This window comes from Pseudomonas sp. ADAK7, from assembly GCF_012935675.1.
Classification (GTDB): Bacteria; Pseudomonadota; Gammaproteobacteria; order Pseudomonadales; family Pseudomonadaceae; genus Aquipseudomonas.
In genome coordinates, this window is record NZ_CP052861.1 from 423,745 (window position 1) to 443,673 (window position 19,929).

General features: G+C 60.8%; 14 protein-coding genes. 8 read left to right on the forward strand and 6 right to left on the reverse strand.

The annotated features are described in order from the left end of the window. Positions 1-7 precede the first annotated feature (7 nt). From HKK53_RS02050 to HKK53_RS02060, 3 genes are all read right to left on the reverse strand, one after another. Positions 8-4,705 carry a dermonecrotic toxin domain-containing protein gene (locus HKK53_RS02050; protein WP_169369106.1) on the reverse strand — a complete coding sequence of 1,566 codons (4,698 nt, stop codon included), beginning with the start codon at positions 4,703-4,705 and terminating at the stop codon, positions 8-10. Positions 4,706-4,882: 177 nt separating this feature from the next. Further along, the gene (locus HKK53_RS02055; protein ID WP_169369107.1) at positions 4,883-5,602 is read right to left on the reverse strand and encodes a FadR/GntR family transcriptional regulator; all 720 of its coding nucleotides are present in this window, start codon (positions 5,600-5,602) and stop codon (positions 4,883-4,885) included. Positions 5,603-5,778: 176 nt separating this feature from the next. Next, positions 5,779-7,515 (reverse strand): IlvD/Edd family dehydratase, encoded by a 1,737-nt coding sequence (locus HKK53_RS02060; protein ID WP_169369108.1) that lies wholly within the window; start codon positions 7,513-7,515, stop codon positions 5,779-5,781. A 195-nt stretch (positions 7,516-7,710) separates the two neighbouring features. Between HKK53_RS02060 and HKK53_RS02065 the strand changes: the two genes are divergently transcribed. The 8 genes from HKK53_RS02065 (at position 7,711) to HKK53_RS02100 (ending at position 14,375) form a co-directional block, all read left to right on the forward strand. Next, positions 7,711-9,033, forward strand: coding sequence for an MFS transporter (locus HKK53_RS02065; protein WP_169369109.1), 1,323 nt, complete (start codon positions 7,711-7,713; stop codon positions 9,031-9,033). 37 nt (positions 9,034-9,070) lie between these two features. After that, positions 9,071-10,063 (forward strand): AraD1 family protein, encoded by a 993-nt coding sequence (gene araD1, locus HKK53_RS02070; protein WP_169369110.1) that lies wholly within the window; start codon positions 9,071-9,073, stop codon positions 10,061-10,063. 10 nt (positions 10,064-10,073) lie between these two features. Beyond that, the gene (locus HKK53_RS02075; protein WP_169369111.1) at positions 10,074-11,654 is read left to right on the forward strand and encodes an aldehyde dehydrogenase (NADP(+)); all 1,581 of its coding nucleotides are present in this window, start codon (positions 10,074-10,076) and stop codon (positions 11,652-11,654) included. Between the two features lie 193 nt (positions 11,655-11,847). Then, complete coding sequence (locus HKK53_RS02080) at positions 11,848-12,144, forward strand: DUF5629 family protein (protein ID WP_169369112.1); 297 nt, start codon at positions 11,848-11,850, stop codon at positions 12,142-12,144. Next, entirely contained in the window at positions 12,131-13,306 is a 1,176-nt protein-coding gene (locus HKK53_RS02085; RefSeq protein WP_169369113.1) for a lactonase family protein, read from the forward strand. Before HKK53_RS02080 ends, HKK53_RS02085 begins: the two co-directional genes overlap by 14 nt. Before the next feature lie 168 nt (positions 13,307-13,474). Next, a complete protein-coding gene (locus tag HKK53_RS02090; RefSeq protein ID WP_054047590.1) occupies positions 13,475-13,654 on the forward strand; it encodes a hypothetical protein in 180 nt (59 codons plus the stop codon). 254 nt (positions 13,655-13,908) lie between these two features. After that, positions 13,909-14,121: a hypothetical protein gene (locus HKK53_RS02095; protein WP_169369114.1), complete on the forward strand. Its 213-nt coding sequence runs from the start codon at positions 13,909-13,911 to the stop codon at positions 14,119-14,121. Beyond that, positions 14,118-14,375, forward strand: a complete 258-nt coding sequence (locus tag HKK53_RS02100; protein WP_169369115.1) for a hypothetical protein — start codon at positions 14,118-14,120, stop codon at positions 14,373-14,375. The genes HKK53_RS02095 and HKK53_RS02100 overlap by 4 nt, the downstream gene beginning before the upstream one ends. A gap of 47 nt (positions 14,376-14,422) precedes the next feature. On the opposite strand, the gene HKK53_RS02105 is transcribed toward HKK53_RS02100, so the two are convergent. The 3 genes from HKK53_RS02105 to HKK53_RS02115 are packed head-to-tail and all read right to left on the reverse strand — an operon-like array spanning position 14,423 to position 19,898. Continuing rightward, positions 14,423-15,019: a glutathione S-transferase gene (locus tag HKK53_RS02105; protein WP_169369116.1), complete on the reverse strand. Its 597-nt coding sequence runs from the start codon at positions 15,017-15,019 to the stop codon at positions 14,423-14,425. Further along, positions 15,016-18,657 (reverse strand): AAA family ATPase, encoded by a 3,642-nt coding sequence (locus tag HKK53_RS02110; RefSeq protein WP_169369117.1) that lies wholly within the window; start codon positions 18,655-18,657, stop codon positions 15,016-15,018. Before HKK53_RS02110 ends, HKK53_RS02105 begins: the two co-directional genes overlap by 4 nt. After that, positions 18,654-19,898 carry an exonuclease SbcCD subunit D C-terminal domain-containing protein gene (locus HKK53_RS02115; RefSeq protein WP_169369118.1) on the reverse strand — a complete coding sequence of 415 codons (1,245 nt, stop codon included), beginning with the start codon at positions 19,896-19,898 and terminating at the stop codon, positions 18,654-18,656. The genes HKK53_RS02110 and HKK53_RS02115 overlap by 4 nt, the downstream gene beginning before the upstream one ends. Between the last annotated feature and the right edge of the window lie 31 nt (positions 19,899-19,929).

Sequence of the window (19,929 nt, forward strand, 5' to 3'; positions counted from 1 at the left end):
CGATGATTCAGCGCGGTTGCAGCGGCAAGAAGTCACGCTCGGCAAGGGATTTGCCGATAACGCCGTGATGAATCGCGATCGCCATCTTCGGATCCTGGGTCTTGGCCAGCGCCGATTCGTAGGTTTCATAGCGCTGCGCTTTGGTTTTCAGATGCGCCACTGTGTAATCGGCCTTGGCATTGTCCAGCGCTGCGTAATGGAAGTGGGCGTACCACCAGGGTTGATTATCGGTTTTCAGCAAGGCGTACTCCTGCATGAAGTCCCGACGTCCGGTTTTCAGTTGCACCCGGGTGCCGACGGCACGCACATACAATTCGTTGTGACGCAGCAAGTACTCGACGCCGTCGCCGGTTGGCGCCTGGTCCAGCGTCATGCGGGTGCGCAGTTCGATGGCCTTGTTGTCCAGGACACGAGCCTTGTCCCGCAGTTCGCCGATAAACGCGGTATCGCGCTCGTTGGCGGGCGGCGCCTCCTCGTGGTTTTCGAGGTCATCGGCATAGCGCTTGAGCTTTTTCGCTTCCCGTTGCAGTTGTTCTTCAATTTCCCTGGGTGAACTGGCGCGCTTGGCGTAGCCCTCGATCTTCTGCACCTGTTCTTCAACCTTCGCCGCCGCCTTGCGGGCGTCACCCTTGAGTTGCGGATAAGGACGCGATATCACCGAAGGTGCCGGCTCCCGGGCTTCAACAATCTCGACCCACACATTGGGCTCATGTTCATGGAAAGAGGCCAATGGCTTGTCATCCAGAGGCCCATTGATATCGACGATGTCACCGCCCTGATCGGCAATCCGCGGACGAATTTCGCCAATCAACGTACCTTTGGTTGTTTTGATGACCTTTTTCCGGCGTGTCGTGGCCGAAGGGGATTTCGGCGGTTTTTTGCTGATACCTGTCGAAGGGCCGGCCGACGAAGAGGTTTGCGCCTGTTCCTCTGTGCTTCGCTGAAGCTCTTGAGCCAGGCGCTGCTCAGCATCGATGCGCAGTTGGTCGATGATTATTCGCAGGCGGTTGAAGGCGTGCATCTCCAGCTCATCGGCGCGGAAAATCCCGATGCTGCCCAATGCATCCTGTGCCTTGTTGTAATGATCGACCAGGCTATCGAGCACATCGATACGATCGCCGGGCTCATAGACGTGGGCGGTTTGCAGCTCGGCATGGGATCGCGACAAGATCAGTAAAGGGTCGACCGCCTCTTCCAGGGCAAGCGTGGTGTCGTTGTTCAAGCCCTTGACGCTGAGGATTCGCAAGATGATCAAGTGATACACCTTGACCCTCAGGGCGGTCATTTCATTTTCCGCTCGGCCGATGGTCAAGCGTTGCCAGGCTTTGGCCCCCAGTAACGGAATCTGTTTCAGCTCTTCCAGCCGCCTGTCTACCTCTTCGAAGGACTCGATCATGGTTTCATTGATGTCGCTGATTCGGCGCATGAAATCGAAGTAACGACCCACCACCACATCGCCCTCGCTCTTCAGGGCTTCATAGACTTGCTCGGTGCCGCTGCTGTATTCGCTGTAACCCACGTTGGCGGCTTCACGATCAAAGTCAGCGATTACGATCCGTTTGCGAACATTGTTGATGATGTTTTCCAGCACATTGCTCAGCAACTGATAGTCGACAGGTTGACCGGTCAACTGGCTCTTCTCCTGGAGTCCGGCAACCAGCGTGACATAACCGTTGGTTTGCTTGTCCAGTTCCAGAACGAAGCGTTTGCGGAATGTCGTTCGCTCCTGTTCGGTACTGGCGGTGTCTTGCAGTTTGAGCAGCATCAAGTCATCCGCGATGTTGACGCGCTGTTGCACCCGAACTTGTTGCTGTACGTGTTCTTCATATTGCAGGTTCAACTCTTCGATGCGCTGTTGTCTTTTTTCGCGTTCGGCGGCGATTCTGCCTTTGCGACCGCCACCGACCAGCTTCAGCCCTTGGTCCAGCGACCAGTGACCGTTGCCATCGGTCTTGAGCTTGATCCCGGGGTGGTCAGGATGGTCGGGGTGCACCACGAAGACCTCGCCAAAGCCGGGCACGATACGCACGCGAAACAACAAGCCGCCAACAGTGGCGTGCCATGGGCCGCCGAGGTTGAACAGGCCTTTGAACGGACCGCTCGCGATTGGCTTCGGCAGCGGCGATGGCCATGGAACGCGTACCGCCTGCAGCTTCTCGAACAATCGGGCCGAGGATGAATCGCGGGCTGTCGACAGGTTGAAGTCGAGCAAAGTGTGGCCGCTGCCCGGTGGTTCGGAGGGTAAACCGGGCGCAGCCTGAGTCACGACGGGGTCGGTAATCATGTTGGATACGGACCGGCGCAGCGGGGCGGCGGCAATGTGGGGGGCTTGAGAGTCGCTGGAAAGCGGCGTCTCCCGGCCCTGCGCCACATGCAACAGGACTAATCCAAGATTGAGCAGCACATCAACCCAGGCCTGCTCCCGAGCGGTGGCGTCCTCACTGTCCAGGGCCGGAAGATCCTGGATCAGGCTGTGGGTGAGTTGCAGCATCCAGCCCACCAGCATGGCCGGACCGCGCAGCAGCGGCAGGACCAGGTTGTTGAACAGCAGCCAGCCACCTTCGAGGATGATCGCCCAGCGACTTTCGGTGTTGGACACCGATTGCCGATCCGCCAGTTCGACCAGCGCGCGGGCATTGCTGTCGAACAACCGGTTCATCAATTGGCCTTTTTCCAGGGCGGCCAACCAGTCTTCAGCGGCTTCGTTACCCAGCAGAATCGCGGGTTCTGGTGTTTCAGGGCGCGCGAATTCATCGCCCGGATGAAAGTGAACGATGTGCGGCTCGTTGAAACCGTTGTGTTGGTAAAGCGGCCGGGCACGATCCGACAGCCAGGTCAGCACACTGGTCTGCACTGGCCCCTCTTGGGCGATAGCACTCATCAGGGCTTGTCGGCTGGGGTATTGCAGCAGGGCCGGCGAATACAGGGGCCGGTAGAGAATGCGCGGACCATCGACTGTCAGGTCGCGGGGTTCGATGATGAACAGGTTGCTGGCCACATCGCAATCAGCCCCGGTTTTGCGTTGGAAGGCCAGCGGGCGCAGGACAATCTGCTGCTCATCGACATAGCGCTCGGCCTCGGTGCGCTGCATCAAGGCTTCGACATAGCGGTAGCCCTGGCGGGTGAAGCCATGCTCAGCCTTGATCGACTGTTCGAGTGCCTGCATCGGCAAGTGGACGGCCAGTTCCAGGCCAAACAGCCGCGCCCGTTCGCGGGCCTCGGGAGTGTCGGCCAGCAACTGCGTGCGAATCAGTTCGGGATAACGTTGGCCGACGTTGACCCGGCTGACCAGGTCCAGCAGATAAGCCTCGGTGGTCCAGGCCTGGATCAGTTGTCCTCCCGTGTGGCGGATAGTCATCCGGCCTTTGGGCTTGCTTGCCAGGTTTTTGATCGCCAACTCGGTCAGGGTCATTTTGACCGGTTCGATGTAACCGCTGCCCAGATCGCCGACGGGCACATGAAAGGTCAGCTCCAGTTCGTCGGCGTTGTAGCCGGGGGCCTGGGGCTGGTCTGCCAGCATCTGCGTGTGCAGCGCTTTTCTGGCGAAGGTGTGCAGGTCGTCGATGCCAGTCTGGAAGGTGCGGCCAGCGGTTTGTTGCTTGAGGCTGGCGAGCGCCAGAACCTGCTTGCGGTAGGCCATGCGATCAACAGCGCCGGCCGTTTGCAACCACTCGGGAAGGCTGGCCTCGATGTGCTGGAAAAGCATCGGGTTGGGTGCCGCTTGGGCCCCCATGAACCGCGCCGCCACATCGGTGATCGCCGCGTAGCGTTTTTCAAGAACCTTCAAAGGTTGGCCGGCTGGCAGCTTGAGCGCGGCCAGGTCTTCCAGTTGCTGGTTCAGTAGCAGGGCAGCCTGAGTATCGAAGAGATTGCCGTCGGGCTCGTAGCGTTTCCAGGTGATGGCATCGGCGACGAATGCCTGTTCAAACCGTGCGCCCCAGACCCGGCCAAACGCTTCCAGAGAAGGGAATGATTCAATGTCGCCGGCCACGCTGCACAGCAGCAGGGTTTCCCCGCAGGACACCAGCAGATCGGGGCTTTGCAACGTGACCGAGCGCTGATCTTTGCGCAGGGTGGTTTCAACAACGAAGGCGTGGATCACGCCGTTTGCCCCAGGTGCCTCAAGGCGCTGTTGTTGATCGGGATAGCGGGTCAGTTCTGTGAGGATATCGGCGTGCAGCGTATGGGTGGATGACCGACGTACCGCCGACGCTTTCAGCACGCCATTGAGCAAATCCCCCAGCCATTGCCAGCGACTGACCCCGGCGTCGACAGGCTCATCCCAGTAATCACGCAGCGCTTCCTGAAAACCGACGAACACCAGCGATGGCATCTCAAGAATGATCTCGGCGATGACCTGCATGTCCGGTTCGTGTCTGCCAGTGCTCAGGTGCACAGGCGCGGTATTGGTCAGGAAGCACGCACGGCCAAACTGTTCGTTGAGCACCGGCGAAACGCCGTTGGCCAGATAGGCCAGGACCACATCCAGCAGCAACGTCAGACGCCAGCCGCCCTCCGGCTGCGGTTGGGCGAGAAGGGTGCGGGTCGGGTCGAAATCCAGCAGCGGGTATTTTTCCAGCAGCTCGTCCTTGAGCAGGCTGGCTGTTGCCGAGCGCAGGGTGTGGCGGGTATTGAATCGGGCACTGATGGTGCGGGCAATGATCTCGGTATACGCCCCCGCAGCGGGCGACGAAGGTACAGGCATGTTGCAATCCTTTGCATGGTTGATGCCTTGAACATAAAGCCTTGGCACGTGATGGGTGCGGTATCCGGTTACCGCACCTTGATCGGTTTAATGGGGTAAGGCGCGCCGCCAACGGACACAAAAAAGCCGCGACCTGTCGGTAGCGGCTTACATGTTTGCAGACTTACCTGTTACTGATTACGAATGATCTGTACCCAGTACCACATTCAGCGCACTGCGCGCGTCATCGAGTTGCACCAGCGTCGCATGCCGCGCGCCCAGCGCATCGCGATTCTCGATGGCGGTCAGAATCGCCTTATGGCGTGGCAGTGCCAGTTCATGCAGGTTCGGCCGCTGGTTGGAATGCTTCAACGCCTCGGCAATCGCCACCGACAGCATGTTGCACAGGTTGGCCAGCAGGTCGTTGTGGGTGGCGTCGGCGATGCGGCTGTGGAAGTCCAGGTCCGGTTGCAGCAGCGCTTCCGGGGTCGGCGCGGCTTCCATCCGTTGGTAGGCTTCGCCGATGGAGGCGATGTCGGCGTCGGTGGCGTACTGCGCGGCGAGGGCGGCAGCGGCCGGTTCGATGATGCTGCGCACGCTGGTCAACAGGCCGAAAAATTCATTCTGCGGGCTGCTTTGCATTAACCAGTGCAGCACGTCCGGGTCGAGCATGTGCCATTCCTTGCGCGCCTTGACCACCGTGCCGACCCGCGGCCGCGAATACACCAGGCCCTTGGCGACCAGTACCCGCGTGGCTTCGCGCAATACCGGGCGGCTGACCGCGTACTCCTCGCACAACAGCGCTTCGGCGGGCAGTTTGTCGTCGGGCTTGAAGCGTCCGGAGACGATCTGCATGCCCAGTTCCTGGACGATGCGCGAATGCATGCTTTTGCGGTCGGAAGGTTTGCGGTAATCCATGGGGAACGGCGCGATCCTGGGCGGGTGGGGGTGGTGCGCATGATAGCAGGCGCGCAGTGATCGTTCCCACGCTCTGCGTGGGAATGCCTCAAGGGACGCTCTGCGTTCCAAGGGGACGCGGAGCGTCCCGGGCTGCATTCCCACGCGGAGCGTGGGAACGATCAGGGGGAGGGGAATTAGTGGGAATGGCGCGGAACTTCGGAGCCACGGCAACCGACCAGGAAGTCGAAATCACAGCCCTGGTCTGCTTGCAGCACATGATCAATGTAGAGCTGACGATAGCCGCCGACGATCAAATTCTCCGGCGGCCGCAGATCCGCCATCCGCGCCGCCAGTTCGGCATCCGGGATGTCCAGGTGCAACCGCCCGCTGGCGCAATCCAGCTCAATAAAGTCACCTTCCTGCACCACCGCCAACGGTCCGCCAGCCGCCGCTTCCGGCGCCACGTGCAAAACCACCGTGCCGTAAGCCGTGCCGCTCATGCGCGCATCGGAAATCCGCACCATGTCGGTCACGCCTTGCGCCAGCAGCTTGGCCGGCAAGCCCATGTTGCCGACTTCGGCCATGCCCGGATAACCCTTCGGCCCGCAGTTTTTCATCACCAGAATCGAGTTGGCATCCACGTCAAGTTCCGGGTCGTTGATCCGTGCCTTGTACATGTCGAAGTTCTCGAACACCACGGCCCGCCCGCGATGCTGCATCAACTCGGCAGTGGCGGCGGAAGGCTTGAGCACCGCGCCCAGTGGCGCCAGGTTGCCGCGCAGTACGCAGATGCCGCCGTCGGCGCGGATCGGGTTGTCGAGCGTGCGGATCACTTCGTCCTGGCCGTAGATTGGCGCGTCCTTGGTGTTCTCGCCGAGGGTCTTGCCGTTGACGGTCAAGGCGTTCGGGTGCGGAATCAGGTTGGCTTCGCCAAGGCGACGCAACACGGCGGGCAACCCCCCGGCGTAGTAGAACTCTTCCATCAGGAAACGCCCGGACGGCTGCAGATCGACGATGGTCGGCATGCCGCGACCGATGCGGGTCCAATCGTCGAGCTCCAGGTCAACGCCGATGCGCCCGGCGATGGCTTTCAAGTGGATCACCGCGTTGGTCGAGCCACCGATGGCCGCGTTCACCCGAATCGCGTTTTCAAAGGCTTCTTTCGTGAGGATTTTCGACAGCCGCAGATCTTCGCGCACCATTTCCACCGCACGCATGCCGGACATGTGCGCCAACACATAACGCCGCGCATCCACTGCCGGAATGGCCGCGTTGTGGGGCAGGGAAGTGCCCAGTGCTTCTGCCATGCAAGCCATGGTCGAGGCGGTGCCCATGGTGTTGCAAGTGCCGGCCGAGCGGGACATGCCGCCCTCGGCCGCGAGGAAATCGTCGAGGGTGATGGTGCCGGCTTTCACCTGTTCGCTGAGCTGCCAAACCACCGTGCCCGAGCCAATGTCCTGGCCCTTGTGCTTGCCGTTGAGCATTGGCCCGCCGGTGACGACGATGGCTGGCACGTCGCAACTGGCCGCGCCCATCAACAGTGCCGGGGTGGTTTTGTCGCAACCGGTCAACAGGACGACGCCATCAATCGGGTTGCCACGAATCGCTTCTTCAACGTCCATGCTCGTCAGATTGCGGGTGAACATGGCGGTGGGGCGCAGGTTCGATTCGCCGTTGGAGAACACCGGGAACTCGACCGGCCAGCCACCTGCCTCGATCACCCCGCGTTTGACGTGCTCGGCAATCTGCCGGAAGTGCGCGTTGCACGGGGTCAGTTCCGACCAGGTGTTGCAGATACCGATGATCGGCTTGCCGTGGAATTGATGGTCGGCGATGCCCTGATTCTTCATCCAGCTGCGGTACATGAAGCCGTTTTTATCGGCGGTGCCAAACCATTGGGCGGAGCGCAGGGTGGGTTTCTTATCAGACATGATCGATTCTCTTATTGTATGACTATATTGTTGCATCTGAGGAATAACATAAGCGCAAATTCGGCGCTTTGGAAGCGTTGTCGCTTAATTAGTAATACTATATAGTCGTTTTCGACGGAGGGATTGGCCCTGGCGGTTTTCCGCGAGAGGCGTCCCCCGAGGTTCTATAACAACAACAATCGGAGACCGATCCCCATGAGCCAGGAACTGCGGCTTATTCGTCGCATCACGCTGAAACTGATTCCCTTCCTGATCCTGCTGTACCTGATCGCCTATGTGGATCGCTCCGCCGTCGGCTTCGCCAAGCTGCACATGGGCGCCGACATCGGCATCGGCGATGCGGCCTACGGCCTCGGCGCCGGGCTGTTCTTCATTGGCTACTTCCTGCTGGAAATCCCCAGCAACCTGATGCTCGAACGCTTCGGCGCGCGGCGCTGGTTCGCACGGATCATGATCACCTGGGGCGCGATCACCATTGGCATGGCGTTCGTGCAAGGCCCGCACAGCTTCTATGTAATGCGCTTTCTGCTCGGTGCCGCCGAAGCCGGGTTCTTCCCGGGCGTTCTGTACTACATCACCCAATGGTTTCCGGTGCGCCATCGCGGCAAGATTCTCGGGCTGTTCATCCTCTCCCAACCCATCGCGATGATGATCACCGGTCCGGTGTCCGGCGGTTTGCTCGGCATGGACGGCACCCTCGGCCTGCACGGTTGGCAATGGCTGTTCATCGTGATTGGCACCCCGGCGATCCTGCTGACCTGGCCGGTCCTGCGTTGGTTGCCGGATGGTCCGCAACAAGTGAAATGGATGGACCAGGCCGAGAAGGACTGGCTGACCGGCGAGCTGAAAAAAGACCTCGCCGAATATGGCCAGACCCGCCATGGCAACCCGTTGCATGCGCTGAAAGACAAACGGGTGCTGCTGCTGGCGCTGTTTTATCTGCCGGTGACGTTGAGCATTTACGGCCTGGGCCTGTGGTTGCCGACGCTGATCAAACAGTTCGGCGGCACGGACCTGGTGACCGGTTTCGTGTCCTCGGTGCCCTACATCTTCGGCATCATCGGCTTGCTGATCGTGCCGCGCAGTTCCGACCGCTTGAATGATCGTTACGGCCATTTGGCGGTGCTCTATGTGCTGGGCGCCATTGGCCTGTTTCTCAGTGCCTGGCTGACCTTGCCGGTGGCGCAACTGGCGGCGTTGTGCCTGGTGGCATTCGCGCTGTTTTCCTGCACGGCGGTGTTCTGGACCTTGCCGGGGCGGTTCTTCGCGGGTGCCAGTGCGGCGGCGGGGATTGCCCTGATCAACTCGGTGGGCAACCTCGGCGGCTACATCGGGCCGTTCGTGATTGGTGCGCTGAAGGAATACACCGGCAATTTGGCCTCGGGGCTGTACTTCTTGTCCGGGGTGATGGTGTTCGGGTTGCTGCTGACGGGGGTGGTTTATCGCTTGCTGGAGCGCAAACACGTGTTGCCTGCCGATCAGTTTGCCGCCAGCGCCCGTGGCGCAACGCGCACCTGACCCCCAACGGTGAAATGTCGATTCACAGGAGAAAATCATGCGTTTAGTTCAGTTCGAATTGCTCAATGGCGAGCGCCGCGTCGGCGTGGTCGAGAACGGTCTGGTTCGTGAAATCCAGGAAGCGCGTACGGTGCGTGACCTGGCGCTGGCGGCAATCGAGGCGGGGATCGGCTTGCAACAGCAAGTCGAGGCCCTCGGCCTGGGCATTAGCCACGACTACGCGGAACTGCTGACTCACCTGCGCATCCTGCCACCCCTGGATCACCCGGACCCGGCGCACATGCTGGTCAGCGGCACCGGCCTGACTCACCTGGGCAGCGCCTCGGCCCGGGACAAAATGCACCAGCAGGTTGGCGACGAAGCGGCGATGACCGACACCATGCGCATCTTCAAGTGGGGCGTGGAGGGTGGTAAACCCGCCGTCGGTCAGGCCGGCGTGCAGCCGGAATGGTTCTATAAGGGCGACGGCAGCATTGTCGTGCGACCGGGCCAGCCGTTCCCGCTGCCACCGTTTGCCGAAGACGCCGGGGAAGAGCCAGAGCTCAGCGGCCTCTACGTTATTGGCCACGACGGCAAGCCCTATCGCCTCGGTTATGCGGTGGGCAACGAGTTCTCCGACCACGTGATGGAACGCAAGAATTACCTGTACCTCGCGCACTCGAAATTGCGCAGTTGCAGTTATGGCCCGGAACTTCGCGTCGGTGAGCTACCCCAACACTTGGCAGGCACCAGTCGCATCCTGCGTGACGGCGAAGTGTTGTGGCAGAACGAGTTCCTCAGCGGCGAGGCCAATATGTGCCACAGCCTGGCGAACCTCGAATACCACCATTTCAAGTACAGCCAGTTCCTGCGCCCGGGGGACGTGCACATTCACTTCTTCGGCACCGCGACCCTGTCCTTCGCCGATGGCATCCGCACCCAACCGGGTGACGTGTTTGAAATCAGCCAGGCCGAATTCGGCGCGCCATTGATCAATGGCATTGCACCCGCCGAATCGGCGTTCGAACCCGGCACTGTCGGCACCCTTTAAGGAGATTTTCATGACCCAGATTCTTGGTCACAACTACATCGGCGGCCAGCGCAGCGCGGCCGGCGCGGTCAAACTGCAAAGCGTTGACGCCAGCACGGGCGAGAACTTGCCCGGCGATTTCTACCAGGCGACACCGGAAGAAGTCGACGCTGCGGCCAAGGCTGCTGCGTCCGCTTACCCGGCTTATCGCAGCCTCAGCGCCGAACGGCGCGCGCAATTTCTGGACACGATTGCCGATGAACTGGACGCGCTAGGTGATGACTTCGTTGCCGTGGTCTGCCGCGAAACCGCGTTGCCGGCCGGGCGCATTCAGGGCGAGCGCGGACGCACCAGCGGCCAGATGCGTTTGTTCGCCAAGGTCCTGCGTCGCGGCGATTTCTATGGCGCACGCATTGATCTGGCCTTACCCGACCGCCAACCGTTGCCACGTCCCGATCTGCGTCAATACCGCATCGGCCTGGGGCCGGTGGCCGTATTCGGCGCCAGCAACTTTCCGTTGGCATTCTCCACGGCGGGCGGCGATACCGCATCGGCATTGGCCGCCGGATGCCCGGTGGTGTTCAAGGCTCACAGCGGCCACATGGCGACGGCTGAGTTCGTCGCTGATGCAATCCTGCGCGCCGCAGAAAAAACCGACATGCCCGCCGGTGTGTTCAACATGATCTTTGGCGGCGGGGTCGGCGAAGCGCTGGTCAAGCACCCGGCGATCCAGGCCGTGGGCTTTACCGGCTCGCTTAAGGGCGGTCGCGCGCTGTGCGACATGGCCGCTGCACGGCCGCAGCCGATTCCGGTGTTCGCCGAGATGTCGAGCATCAACCCGGTGATCGTCCTGCCTCAGGCATTGGCGGTTCGTTCTGAAACGGTTGCCCGTGACCTGACGGCGTCGGTGGTGCAGGGCTGTGGTCAGTTCTGTACTAATCCGGGGTTGGTGATCGGTATTCGTTCGCCGCAATTCGGTGCGTTTGTGCAGCAGGTTGCCGCGTTGATCGCTGATCAGCCGGCGCAAACCATGCTCAATGCCGGGACGTTGGGCAGCTATGGCAAAGGTCTGCAAAAGCTGCTCGCCCATCCTGGGATCGAGCACTTGGCGGGCAGTGCGCAGCAAGGGAACCAGGCGCAGCCGCAACTGTTCAAGGCCGATGTCAGCCTGTTGATCGATGGCGATGAAGTGTTGCAGGAAGAAGTCTTCGGCCCGACCACGGTGTTCGTCGAAGTGGCGGATCAGGCACAGCTCAGCGCCGCTTTGCATGGCCTGCACGGGCAACTGACGGCGACGATCATTGGCGAAGCGGCGGACTTCGAGCAGTTCGGCGAGCTGACGGCGTTGTTGGAGCAGAAGGTTGGGCGAATCCTGCTCAATGGCTATCCGACTGGCGTGGAAGTCTGCGATTCGATGGTTCACGGCGGGCCGTATCCAGCAACGTCCGATGCGCGCGGCACCTCGGTGGGTACGCTGGCCATCGACCGCTTCCTGCGCCCGGTGTGCTTCCAGAACTATCCCGACAGCTTGCTGCCGGAAGCGTTGAAGAACGGCAACCCGCTGCGCATCCAGCGCCTGGTAGACGGCAAGCCATCCCGCGACGCCCTCTAACTCCCCTGCACCCGATCGTTCCCACGCTCCGCGTGGGAATGCAGCCCGGGACGCTCCGCGTCCCCTCCAGAGCCGAACGCGGAGCGTCCGATGAGGCATTCCCACGCAGAGCGTGGGAACGATCACACGATCAGAGGGAGAGGGCGGTGTGATGAGCTATCATTGCGTCTTTCCATTTGAATGATTGATTGCCATGACTGCCGTAACCGACACCTTGCTCAACGCCCTCGAAAACTGCGACATGCTGGAAATCGACGGTTTGCACGCCTTCGATTTCTCCCTCGATGAAGACGATAACCTGCACATCGAATGCATGGATGGCCGTGCGGCCAAGCGCTGGGCGTTCAGCATGGCCCAGATTGAGGCGGCGACTTTCGATCCAACCCTGCAAAGCTGGCTGATCACCGGGGATTCCGGCGAGCACCGGCTGGTGTGCATGGCCGCCATTGGCGGGCATGACGACGAGGAAGAAGAGCATGAAGATGCGTAATTTCTGGCCACTGTTGATGGCGGGCAGCGTCGGCGCCATGGGCGTGCAGGCCGCTACCGTCGATGATTATCAGTTGCTGGTCGGCTCCTACACGGCGGGCCAGAGCCAGGGCATTTATCGCCTGAACTTCGACAGCGCCACCGGGCAGATTGCCGCCAAGCCGCTGCAAGTGGTGAAGAGTGAAAACCCATCCTGGCTGACGATTTCCAAGGATCAGCAGCACCTGTTCGTGGTCAACGAAAACGGCCCAGGCCAGGCCGACCCGGTCGGCAAGGTCAGCAGTTACGCGATCAACCCCAAGACCTTTGAGCTGAAGCTGATCAATCAGGTGCAGAGCCTGGGCAACGAGCCGACGCATTCGAGCCTCAGCGGCGATGCCAGTCACTTGTTCGTCAGCAACTACTCGGTGGTCGAAGATCCGGGCGGCACCCTCGCGGTGTTGCCGGTGGGCGCTGACGGCAAGCTCAAGCCAGTGGTGCAACTGAGCAGCCACCCGTCGAGCCGGGTCAATCCGGAGCGGCAGGCGTCGGCGCATGTGCATTCGACGATCTCCTCGCCGGACGGTAAGTACGTGTTCTCCAATGACCTGGGGGCGGACAAGATTTTTGTCTACCGCTTCAATCCCAAGGCCAATCCCGAACTGCCATTGACGCCTGCGACCCCGGCGTCGGTGTCGTTGCCGCCGGGCAGCGGGCCGCGTCATTTGCTGTTCAGTGCCGATGGCAAACATGCGTGGCTGAGCATGGAAATGACTGCTCAGGTCGCGGTGTTCGATTACCAGGATGGCACGCTCAAGCAAACCCAGATGGTGGATCTGGCGGCGGGGCAACCGACGTCCGACAAGGCCGGCGCGGCGTTGCACGCCTCAAAGGATGGCAAGTTCCTCTACGTCAGCAACCGTGGCACCGCCAATCAGTTGCTGGTGTTCTCTATCGACCCGGCCACCGCCCAGCTCAAGGAAATGCAACGCCGTTCCGTCGAGGGTGATCACCCGCGCGAGTTCAGCCTCGATCCGAGTGGCAAGTTCCTGTTGATCGCCAACCAGAAAAGCAACGAGATTGTCGTCGTCGAGCGCGACGCCAAGACCGGTCTTTTGGGCAAAACCGTGCAGAAATTGCCGATGGATGCCCCGAGCGATCTAAAGTTCTTGCTGCGTCAATAGGTGCGGCAATAGGCCGCAGGCCCCGGTTGATGGGGCCTGCAACCTAGTATTAATGAGACTGATATCGGCTAATGCTACAAAGCATTTCAAGGCGCGGACCCTCGCAGAGTAAGTTTGCTTCACGGCCTAACCAGGCAAGCAAGCCAACTGACTCCGAGGAACACCGCCATGAACTTCAATATCTTCTCCATCATCGCCGCATCCGCTATCTCTGCCACCGTTGCCCTGCCAGCCAGCGCCAACGTTGAAATCAACAGCAAAAAATCCCACACCCAGAGCTACACCCAGAAATACCTGCAGCAAAGCGCCAACTTCTACGCAGCCCTGGATCACAAGACCCAAGCCTGAAATCCGCAAAGTCCGTCGCTTCCTGTAAGAGCTGCCGAAGACTGCGACCTTTTGACTTTAAAAAGCAAAAGATCACAGCCTTCGGCAGCTTTTTTGTGCGCGTGTATTTCCCCGCGTCATAGGTTTTATTCAGCACCGATATAGACGGGTTTAATGATCAACCAGGCTGATGGTCACTATGGAAAACCCTGAGTGGTTGCCTCGGTTTTTTTGATCGATCCTGTGGGCACTGAAACATGCCCACGGAGAACACCATGGCCAGCGCAATCCTCACTTATGCCAAACACGGCGCCTACCTGGCCATCGGTCTCTACGTGGTCATGGTCCTGGTGGTCAGTCTTTCGTCCCAATCGCAGCACGACCGGCAGGCGCCGATCGAAGTCGCCTATCCCGGTATCCAGTTCGAGCATCGCTCGCAAAACGCGGTGATTAATCATGTGGAAGTGGCGGGAGTTGTCGGGTCATGAAAGGACGCAGACTCTGGGTCATTGCCTTCCTGGCGTTCATGACCAATGGCGCTTCATTGTTGGGAGTCGGGCAAGGCTCGGCGGGGTCGGTGGCACGGGCCATCGAATGCAATCACAACATTGCGCACAATATTCAGACAGCCAAGGCGCTGGGGCTGTTGGTGGGTAATCCGCCGCTGAAGGCCCGGGCCGGATTCCTCGGGCCGTTTCAGGTGGATTGCTCGGCGTTGGGGATGTGTTCCGTCCTGGCCTGACGCTAACCCTGTAGGAGCGAAGCTTGCTCGCTCCTACAGGTTCCGGGTTATTTCTTCATGATGGATGTGAACAGGTCCGAATCGAGGAAGCGCTGCAGCCATGCCTGCAACCGAACATACGGCGTCTGCGCAAACCATTCCCGATCAACATGCGCGAATTGCCGTACAAACGGCATCAGTGCCACGTCCGCCCAACTAATGTGCCCGGCGAGCAAGTAATCACGCCCCTTCAACAACTCATCCAGCCTGCGCAAAAACACCTCACCTTCAGCCCGATAATGTTCCATCGGCTGTTCGGGATAGCGCTCGGCATATTTGTAGCGATTCAAATGCACCTTGAACACCTGATCGTTTTCTTCGATCAGTTCAGCAATAAGCGGCTGCCCGGCAGGATCTTCCTTGAGCAACCAATCCTGCGGATCGTTCTGCGCCAACGCCCAGCGCATGATGTCCAGGCTTTCATCAATCACCCGACCCTCAACCTCCAGCACCGGCACCGTGCCCTTGCTCGATAGCGCGAGCATTTCGGCAGGTTTGGCCTTGAGGCTGACTTCGACAATCTGCACCTCAACCCCTGAATAACGCAGGGCCATGCGGGCACGCATGGCGTAGGGGCAGCGGCGGAAGGAATACAGCGTGGTCATTTCACCTCCAGCGTGCTCAGGCCATTGCCCTGGCGACGGACCTGGATCTGCACCGGGATCCGTTCATGCATTTCCTGCACGTGGGAAATCACCGCGACCTTGCGCCCCTGCGCCTGCAAGCCGTCGAGGGCGTCCATGGCCAGTTGCAGGGATTCCGGATCGAGGCTGCCGAAGCCTTCATCGATAAACAACGATTCGATCTTCAATGTGCTCGACGCCATCGACGCCAAACCGAGGGCCAAAGCCAACGACACCAGGAACGTCTCGCCGCCGGACAACGAATGCACCGAACGCAGTTCGTCGCCCATCTCGGTGTCCATCACCAGCAAACCGAGCATGCTGCCGCCGCGCTTCAGACGATAGCGCCGCACCAATTGGCGCAATTGCACGTTCGCGTGATGCACCAGCAGGTCGAGGTTGTAGGCCTGGGCGATCTTGCGGAACGTATCGCCAGTGGCAGAACCGATCAAGGCATTCAAGCGCGCCCAGCGTTGGTATTCGGTATAGGCATCGGCAATCTGCTGGGCCAGGGCTTGATTGGCGTTCTGCCGACGCTGATCTTCAGCCTGCTCGGCGCGCAGTTCGGCGCAGCGGTGTTCGCTGGCGGCAAACAGGTTTTGCAGTTCTGTCAGCGCGCTAGCCAGTTGTTCGGCGTCGAGGTTGCCGTTGTGTTGGGCTTGATGAGCGAGCAGGCGCTTGTCCCGCTCCTGGACCAACACCTTGGCCTGTTCAATGGCTTTTTCGCTGTGCTGCAATTGCTGGCGCAGTTCGCTGACCTGGTGGTCGTCGACGCTCAGCAGTGCTTCCAGGCCACCGTCATCCAGTTCCGGATGTTGCGCGCGCCAATCGGCGATCCTGCCGCTCAACTCGCGATCTTCAGTGTCCAGCGCTTGGGAACGCTCCTGCTGCGCCTTGAGTTCGGCGGCCAACTGCACCAGCCGCGTGCGCACGGTTTGCAGTTCCTGATTGGCGGCGGCTTCGGCGTGGCGCGCCTGTTCGACAGCTTGATCGAGTTGCTGCTGCCATTGCTCGGCGCTGCTGTGTTGGCCAAGCAATTGCGCGAGTTTTTGCTGACAGGCTTGTTGCTGCTCGGCCAACACCGTGAACTGCTGTTGCGCGGCTTCCAATTGCTGGGCGCGCGTCAGTTGTCGATCCTGTTCTTTCTCAAGCTTCTGCTGACGTTGTTGCTGTTCGCCGAGTTCGTCGCGCTGCTGCTCGAGTTGCTCCAGACGCTGGGCGATCTGTTGGTCGAGCTGCATGAAGGTCGCGGCCGGCTCGTTGCGCAAGGCTTTCAACGTATCCGCCGGGAGCAGGCTGCTGAACGCCGACAACTCTTCGTCCAGACGCTGGCGATCATTGCTCAACGCCTGTTGCTGATTGCTCAGGTGCTGGGTCGCTTGATGGCTCGCGGTTTCGGCGCTGCGCAGCTGTTGCGCCAGTCGCGCGGCATCCTGTTGCAGGGTGAGCAGGGCGCTCTGGCGTTGTTCGTCCTGGGTGATGCTCTGGTTCAACTGGCTGTTTTGCTGGGTCAGCCAGGCGTCGCGTTTGGCGGCGTCCTGGTTCAGCAACTGTGCGGACAGTGGATGGGCTTCGAGGCTTGGTGCCAGGCTTTGTTGTTGATTGGCGAGCTGTTCCTGTTGTTGCAACAGTTCTTTTTGCTGCGCGATCAAACCACCCACTTCGGCCCGCAGGTCGGTGAGTTTTTCCTTTAGCAGGTCAACGGCTTTCTGCGCGTTGGTCAGTTCGCTTTCATCATGCCGGCCGAGGCTTTGCAGCAGCGCTTCAGGCTGATGGTAAGGATGATCCGGGCTGCCACAAACCGGGCAGGGTTGATCGTCCTGCAACTGCGCGCGCAGTTCCTCGACACTTTCGCTGCGGGCCAGGCGTTGGCGTTCCAGCAGCTCACGGGTGACGGTCAGGGTCTGTTCGGCGACGGTCAGTTCGGCCTTGGTTTTCACTCCGTCCTGAGTCAGGCGTTCGCGTTCCTGCTGGGCTGCGAGTTGGCGCTGTTGCAGCTCGGCACCGCGCTTGTCCAGATCCTGCTGACTGGCCCACAGGCGGGTCAATTCTTCGAACGCGCGCAGTTGCTTGCGGTTGTCCTGCAGCAGCGTGCTCAGCAGTTGGATCTGCTCGGCCACGGCTTCGGGCTCGGCGCCGGCCTCTTTATAGAGCACTTCCAGATTCTGCTTTTGCGCGGCCAGTTCTTCGGCGGCGCGGGTGGCGCTCTGTTCCAAAGCGGCCAGTTCGTCATGGCCCTTGTTCAGGCGATTGCCGATCAGCATCAGCTGTTGCAGGCGATCACGGTAGGCGTTCCAGGCCTCGCTGAGCGGCGCCAGATGGATGCTTTGCTCAAGCTCCCCGGCGATGCGCTGTAAACGTTGGGCGACCTGTGTTTGTTGTTCGGTCAAATCCTGAATCGTGCTTTGACCCTGAGTACAGGCCAGTTCCGCCTGTTGCTTGAGATCAGCGCTCAGGCTCGCCTCACGCACCAAACGGGCGAGGGTGCTTTGCTCTTCAAACGCCTGGCGCAACAGCGGCGCACCAGCGCTGTGCTGGTTTTGCGCCTCGGTCAACGCGGTGTGGGCGCTGGTCAGGCTTTGTTCCAGTTGCGTCTGGCGCTCGGTCAATTCCAGTTGCTGTTGCGTGTGTTGCTGAATCTGCGCCGCCAGCGGTGTGAGCTGTGCAGTGAGTTCAGTCTTGCGCGCAAACTGATGCCGCTGCGGCGCCAGTTGTTCCAGGCGCGTCAGCTTCAGCCGTTCACCGGCCAGGCTTTCCCAATGTTGCTGGGCGGATTGCAGTTGCTCGGTGGCGCTCTGCTGCTCGTCCTGCAATTGGCGCAGTTGTTTGAGCCTGGTGTGTTGCTCTTCGAGCTGCTTGAGTTGCGCTTGCTGAGTCTTGAGTAGCTGCTGGGCCTCGTTGAAGCGCTCATCCAGTTCGGCGCGCGCTTCGGGGGACAACGGCGTGACACCGGTGGCCTGATCCTGCAGCAACTTGTGGGCCTCGCGGGCCTCTCGGGTCTTGTCGTACGCCCGACGACCCAGACGCGTATAGAGCGCGGTGTCGGTGAGTTTTTCCAGCAGTTCGCTGCGGTCGTTGTCGTCGGCCTTGAGGAACGCGCTGAACTCGCTCTGGGCTAGCAGCACGGCGCGGGTGAACTGTTCGAAGTTCAGGCCCAGCGCGGCTTCGAGCTGGGTCTTGTACTCGCCTTTCTGACTGGCCAGCAATTGATCCTGATCGATATCGCGCAGGCTCTGGCGACTGGCTTGCAGCTTGCCACCAGCCTTTTCCCGGGCGCGATTGGCTTCCCAGCGCGCGCGGTAGCGCCGGCCGTCGATGCCGACGAAATCCACTTCGGCATAACCTTCGCCAGTGCCGCGACGCAGCAGAGTGCGCGGGTCCCCGGTGCCGATTTCGCCGTCGGCGTCCGGGACCTTGGCGTCGCGTCCGGTGTTGTTCAGGCGCGGTACGGCGCCGAACAGGGCCAGGCACAACGCATCGAGCAGGGTGCTTTTACCGGCGCCGGTCGGTCCGGTGATGGCGAACAGCCCCGCGCTGGCCAGGGGCTCGGCGGTGAAGTCGATTTCAAATGGCCCGGCCAGGGAGGCGAGGTTTTTCAGGCGGATCGCGAGGATCTTCATGGCTGTTCGCTCTCCATCTGCACGTCTTGCAACAGCTCGGCAAAGTCCTTGAGGGTTTGCTCATCGACCTCGCTGCCGTAGTTGTCCTGCCAGGCACGGCTGAACAGTTCCTGGGGTGAGAGTTGATCCAGCTCGATCAAAGTGGCGCCGTCGTCTGCACCGTCGTGACTGCCATTGCCGGCGTATTCGGCGGCGATCCGCACCAGTCGCACCGCTTTGCCTTGCAGGGCGGTTTCCACTTGGTAACGCAGATCCGGTTGCGGCTCATCGAGGCGCACCCGGACTTCCAGCCATGGTTGGCGCTGGAGATCGGCCAGCAGATCGATGTTCGGCAAGTCCGCCAGTTGCAGCAGAATCTCCGCCAGCGGTGCAGGGCCGATGCGTTGCAGATCGACGGCGCGGGGAATCAGTTTCGGTTCGACGCTGACCAGGGTTTCGCCGTCGAGTATCACGTCGAGAATCTGATGCTTATAGTTGATCTCCGAAAACGACAGCGGAATCGGCGAGCCGCTGTAGCGAATGCGTTCCTCCCCGTTGACCTTCTGCGGCTTGTGCAAGTGCCCAAGGGCCACATAGCTGATGCTCGGCCCGAACAGGCTGGCGGGCAGGGCTTCGGCGTTGCCGATGATCAGGCTGCGCTCGGAGTCTTCCGACACCGACCCGCCGGCCATGTGCGCGTGACTGATGGCGATCAACGCCTGGCCCGGCGTGCGCTTGGCATTCGCCGCTTCGATCAGCCATTCGTGGACCTGACCGATGCCGCGCAAGTAGTTGTCGCCCAGATGTGCACCCGTGACTTCGGCAGGACGCAGGAACGGCAGCGCCAGGCACCAACCGGCAATCTCGCCTTTGGCGTCGGGCAGCGGCAACAGCAGGCGTTCGGCGTCGAGTTGCCCGTCATCCAGCCACAGCACCCGGCCCAACGCGTGAGTGCGCAGGCGCCGCATCAAAGGCGCGGGCAATTCAATCCGTGAGCCGGAGTCATGGTTGCCGGCGATCATCACGATGGTCAGCAACGGCTGCTGCTCGTGGGCGCTGACGATGAAATCGTAGAGGCGTTCCTGGGCTTTGACCGGCGGGTTGACCGTGTCAAAGATATCGCCAGCGATCAGCAGCACGTCGGGCTGGTCCAGCTTCAGCTGGCGCAACAGCCACTCAAGAAAACAACCGTGCTCGAAATCGCGGTCCTGGCCGTGCAGGTTCTGCCCAAGGTGCCAGTCGGAGGTGTGGAACAGACGCAAGGCGTACTCCGTAGGAAATAAGGTGATGGCC

What these genes read in the sequence shown, in the direction of transcription:
- HKK53_RS02050 (WP_169369106.1), bottom strand. Translation starts at nt 4,705, where the DNA reads ATGCCTGTACCTTCGTCGCCCGCTGCGGGGGCGTATACCGAGATCATT.
- HKK53_RS02055 (WP_169369107.1), bottom strand. Translation starts at nt 5,602, where the DNA reads ATGGATTACCGCAAACCTTCCGACCGCAAAAGCATGCATTCGCGCATC.
- HKK53_RS02060 (WP_169369108.1), bottom strand. Translation starts at nt 7,515, where the DNA reads ATGTCTGATAAGAAACCCACCCTGCGCTCCGCCCAATGGTTTGGCACC.
- HKK53_RS02065 (WP_169369109.1), top strand. Translation starts at nt 7,711, where the DNA reads ATGAGCCAGGAACTGCGGCTTATTCGTCGCATCACGCTGAAACTGATT.
- araD1 (WP_169369110.1), top strand. Translation starts at nt 9,071, where the DNA reads ATGCGTTTAGTTCAGTTCGAATTGCTCAATGGCGAGCGCCGCGTCGGC.
- HKK53_RS02075 (WP_169369111.1), top strand. Translation starts at nt 10,074, where the DNA reads ATGACCCAGATTCTTGGTCACAACTACATCGGCGGCCAGCGCAGCGCG.
- HKK53_RS02080 (WP_169369112.1), top strand. Translation starts at nt 11,848, where the DNA reads ATGACTGCCGTAACCGACACCTTGCTCAACGCCCTCGAAAACTGCGAC.
- HKK53_RS02085 (WP_169369113.1), top strand. Translation starts at nt 12,131, where the DNA reads ATGAAGATGCGTAATTTCTGGCCACTGTTGATGGCGGGCAGCGTCGGC.
- HKK53_RS02090 (WP_054047590.1), top strand. Translation starts at nt 13,475, where the DNA reads ATGAACTTCAATATCTTCTCCATCATCGCCGCATCCGCTATCTCTGCC.
- HKK53_RS02095 (WP_169369114.1), top strand. Translation starts at nt 13,909, where the DNA reads ATGGCCAGCGCAATCCTCACTTATGCCAAACACGGCGCCTACCTGGCC.
- HKK53_RS02100 (WP_169369115.1), top strand. Translation starts at nt 14,118, where the DNA reads ATGAAAGGACGCAGACTCTGGGTCATTGCCTTCCTGGCGTTCATGACC.
- HKK53_RS02105 (WP_169369116.1), bottom strand. Translation starts at nt 15,019, where the DNA reads ATGACCACGCTGTATTCCTTCCGCCGCTGCCCCTACGCCATGCGTGCC.
- HKK53_RS02110 (WP_169369117.1), bottom strand. Translation starts at nt 18,657, where the DNA reads ATGAAGATCCTCGCGATCCGCCTGAAAAACCTCGCCTCCCTGGCCGGG.